This window comes from uncultured Tenacibaculum sp., assembly GCF_947494125.1.
Classification (GTDB): Bacteria; Bacteroidota; Bacteroidia; order Flavobacteriales; family Flavobacteriaceae; genus Polaribacter.
In genome coordinates, this window is the sequence record NZ_CANLTU010000026.1 from 1 (window position 1) to 5,228 (window position 5,228).

General features: G+C 36.1%; 1 protein-coding gene. It reads right to left on the minus strand.

Annotated features, from left to right (window positions below):
• Nucleotides 1-5,228: SprB repeat-containing protein (locus Q0881_RS17575; RefSeq protein ID WP_299163244.1), on the minus strand; the 5,228-nt coding region annotated here is incomplete at both ends.

Below are 5,228 nucleotides of genomic sequence, written 5' to 3' on the forward strand. Positions count from 1 at the left end.
GTAGTTGCTGTTAATGTTTGACTCGCTACTACTGTTCCGCCTACTGTTAAACTATATACATAAGTTCCTGTTCCTCCAGCTGCTGTTACTGTGATACTTCCGCCTGTACTCGAATCACATACATTGTCATTCTCTACTACAGTGAAAGTTACTGGAGCTGGAGTTGGTATATTAACTGTATTAGATCTAGGACAACCATTACCATCGGTAACTCTTATTCTATAATCTCCTGGTGCTAATCCTGTAAATACATTATTATTACTATATGTATAACCGCCTATAACATTATTAGCTAAATCTTCTAATTGGTATTGGTAACTTCCCCAACCTCCAGTTGCACTGGCAGTTATAGTTCCGTTTGATCCTCCATTACAACTTACTGGTGGATTTACTACTCCACTTACTAATAAAGGATTCGCTGGCTCTTCAATGGTAAAGTTCGCTGATCTTGCTGTACAGAAAGGTGCTCCTGTAGAAGTTAATGTAGTTATTACATAATATTCTCCAGCTGGTAAATTTGCAATTGGTGAATTTCCTGTTTGACCATTAACTGTTCTAAAAATTGCGTTTGTAGCTGCAATGTATACAACATAATCATAATTACCTGCATATGGTGTTGCTGGACTAAAATCTAATAATGCACTACCATCATCATTTGTTCTACACGTTTCGTTTGTTACATCTGATATTAAAATATCAAATTGTGGTGCAACTCCTACTGTATGGAAAGTCTCTAAAAGACATCCAGTTGTTGGATGTGTTATCGTTATTTTATATTCACCAGTTGGTAAATTATCAAAATCTCCTGTTGTATTTGTTACTGCTGCATATACAGTACCGTTTGTTCCTTCAATAGTAATATTTGCTGCAACAGCTACTGTTGCTGTATACGTTACTGTAATATCTTCTCCCGAATTACAAGTAATAGCATTATCTATTGTTACTACTGGTGCACTTATTGCATTAAAGGCTCCAATAGCTGAATTCACAACTGCGGAAGAACATCCTTTATCATCGAACACTACAATTGTTACTGGTCCTCCAGAAGTATTTGTAGTTGTAAAACTTAAACTAGCACTATCTTGAGTTTCTACTGCACCTGTTACTGGTGTATATGTAAATACTACTCTAGTATAGGTTCCTGTTCCTCCTACCGTACCTGCTGGTAATGTTATATTTGCACTATTTACTACATTTCCTGTAGTACAAGCAAACTCTGTTATAGTTGGCACAGATGGTACAATTGGATTTAAATCTCTAATTTCAACTACTTGCTCTGTAAAACAACTATTTACTGTTGACGTTCCTCTAATCGTATAATTACCCGCTGGTAAACTACTAAATACAACTCCTGCCGCTGAAGAAATTGTTCCTGCTGCTGCTGGATCTGGAGTAATTGTATAATTCAATGGTAAAATTCCATTATCTGTAGTAGTTACCGTTATTTCACCTGTATTCGCTGCATCACAAATATCATTTACTGTAGCTACGGCTGAGAATACTGGCTCTACTCTTGCTGCTATTGTAATTGTTTTTGTAGTTGAACAATTAGGTGTTTCTGCTATATCAAAAATTGTTACTGTATATGTACCTGCTGTTGTTGGATTAAAAGTTAAAGGATTTGCACCTAAAGCTGTTCTTACAACGGCTGCACTTGGTCCAGTAATTTCGTATTCATAATTTGCTAAACCTGAACCTGTAGTAACATTAATAGCTACTGCTGCTGCCGGTGTAACTGAACAATCTATATTTTTAGTTTGCACTAATGTAAAATCTAATGGCGCTTGTATCGTTGTTGCTTCCACTGGACTTGTACATCCATTTGCATCTCTTACTATTACATTATAACTCGCTGGTGTTAAACCTTCTGCTAAATATGTAGTACTAGTTGTAGGTGCACTATATGTTGTTCCTCCATCTGTAGAGTATTGATATGGTGGTGTACCACTTCCTGCTGTAATTGTAATTGTATTGTTAGCTCCACAACTATTTGGTACAGTTGCTACTGTTGGTGAAGGGCTTACGGTTAAAGTTTCTGGCCCCACAGATGCTGTACAACTATTTCCATTACTATCTGTTATTGTTATATTAATACCTGTTACATCTAATGCAGGGTTTGTTACATCTGCATAAGCAAATTCTATAGTGTTACCTGTAACTGTTGCATCTCCTGGTGTAAAATTTGTAGATGATCCTACAGAATATGTATATGGTGCAGTTCCACCTGTAACATTATCCACTCTAATAATACCATTGGTACTACATGTAATATCATTTACAACCGTTAAATTAGCATTTATAGGTGCATTTTCTAAAATCTCAACATTTGGACTAGCAAATGTACATGTACCTGCTGCATTTTCTATTTGTAAATAATAAGTCCCCGGAGCAAGAGTTCCATTAGCTGCTGGTAATATAGCTGCTAAACTACCTTGAGTTCCTGTTTCTACTGAAGTTGAAACTCCTGTTACAATATCAAGATTAAAAAGCTCCCAATTAAATGGTGGAGCACCTCCATTTAATAAATTAGCACTAGTGTCATCAATATCAAATTGCAAACTACCCGTAGCTCCTCCATTACATGATTGACTTAATATTGAAGGTGTTATATCCACATCAATATTAATTGTAAAAGTATCATCTACCTTTACACAATTATTATCTCCTAGATCTCGAACAAAGAAGAAGTATGTTCTTCCTGGTATTAAACCTGTAAATGTAAATGTACTAGAAGCTGTACCTCCAGCTGGTACCCAACCTCCAGGTCCAGGCGCTACTTGAATTGTGTTATAAGTATACTGATATGGACCTACTCCTCCTGTTACATTTACTATTGCTTCTGCTCCTACAGTACAATCCAATGAATTTGTAGTAATATTAACAACTAATGGACTTACTTCAAATGGCATTGTGTATGACCCTAAGTTATTTAAACAATACGTAATTGAACTTGTCGCAATATCTGTAATTCTAATTGCAGGGAAAGTTACTGTTCCATAATTAAAATCTGGATTACCGGCAGTTCCTCTAAACGTAGGGCTATCTTGCCAAGTTGCTCCATTATCTACACTATATTGTATTTTTTGACCAGCTAAAACTGCTGGAACGCCTGTAAAATCGTAACCAAATAATGTTTCGTTACCTACAAAAGGTGTTCCACAAACTGGTCTTTCTGGTACAATTGTAGCTGTTAATGCTGGAGGATCTGTTAATGTTACTGTTTCAGTATCTGAACATCCTAAAGCATCAGTTATTGTTATTGTATATGTTTCTGCTACTAAATTGTTAAAACTTGTGTTTGATCCTAAAAAGTTATTAACTGTAGTTACTGGTCCTAAACCATTTGTTACCACAATGGTATGTGGCGATTGCCCAGTACCAGCGTTTATTTGTAAATCTATACTACCCGTATCTCCATTACAAGTTGGCTGATTACCTGTAACTGTTAATGCTACATTTGGTATTTGATTTACTACAACATCTTCAATAATAAATTGACAGTATGTTCCTGTTCCATTATTATCTCTTACATACACATCATACGTTCCATTTCCAGTTAAAATAGGATTGGTATTATTATACGTTCCATCAGCTGGTTGTGCTGCATTTGCTGCTACTAATGAGAATACATAACTTCCTGCTCCTCCTGTAGGGTTCACTAATATTTGTCCTGTATTACAACTTGCATCTGTAACAGTTGCCGTAGCTGATAATTGGTCATTAATTGTATGATTATTAGTTGTAGTTGAACATCCTAATCCATCTTGTACTGTTACACTATAAGTTCCGTTTGTTAAACCTGTAAATGTATACGTATTTGTACCTGATGCTTGTAATGGTCCTCCATCTAAACTAAATTGGTAATTACCACCTCCTGAAGTTACTGTTATTACTAATTCTCCATTTGAACCATCATAACATACCTCTGGTACAACATTAAATGCCACTGTTGATGGCGAATTTACTGTTACTGGTGTTGAAGAAGCACAATTGTTAGCATCTTCTATATTAATAGTGTACGCTGTTCCACTTGCTGCAATTCCAGTAAATACTGGTGAAGTTTGCCAAGCACCTCCATTAATATTATATCTATATGGTGCTGTACCTCCTGCTGGTGTAGCAGTAATTGTTGCTCCTGTTGGTGCAGCACAACTTGCTTCTTTAGTAATTGCTGCCGTTACCGATATAACAGTTGGATTTGCTAAAATAACTGTACCTATTGTTTTAGTACAAGCCGCTGGAGAACTATTATCTGGTCTTACTTCTACAGTTTGACTTCCTGCTGATAAACCTGTTATTGTAAATGGATTTGATGTTGTTGTATTCCAATTTGTTCCCCCATCAGTTGAATAATCAAAATTACCAACAATATTTATAGCTTCAATTGTTATTGTTCCATCATTTGAAGCATTACAATTATTACCTGTACTTGCTGTTATTGTTGCATCAAAAGCATTATTTGGCTCAACATTTACAGAAATATCTGTTGTACAACTACTTCCGTAGGCTACTGTTATTGTATGAGGTCCTACTGCAACATTATTAAATGTAGCGCCTGCTTGTGCTGCTGCTCCATCTAAACTGTAAGTATATGCTCCTGCCGGTGCTGTTGTTATTGTTATGTTTCCTGTACCATCACAATTATATGCAACTACACTAGTTAATGTTGGTGCTGTTGGTAATGGTGCTATAGTAACATCGTTTAAATTTAAAATACACCCATTAGCATCTACAACTCTTGTATTATAAGTACCTGCTGCCAGGTTAGATACTGAAGTACCTACTACTTGAGTATAAGTAGCATCTGCTAATAACTTATAAAAATAAGTATACGCTGTTGTACCTCCCGTTGGTGCAGTATATGATATTCCACCTAATACTGTACCACCTGCAGGATTACATGTTAATGCTGTTGCTGCTGCTGATCCTCCTGTTAATGCATTTGGTGCTGCTACTGTTTCTGTTGAAGCTGCTGTTACACATCCATTTGCATCCGTGATTATTACTTCATAGGTATCTGATGCTAATCCTGTAAATGATACAGTGTTTGTATTTAAGCCTGCTTGTGTACTTGTAAATGGCCCTGTTGTACTATTTATTGTTGCACTAAATGGTGCTGTTCCATCTGAAATTACAACATTTACTGTTCCATTATCTCCATTACAATTTGGTTGAACTACCGATGTTGCTATTGTTGGATCGGTAATTCGTTGAATCGTTATTGTTTC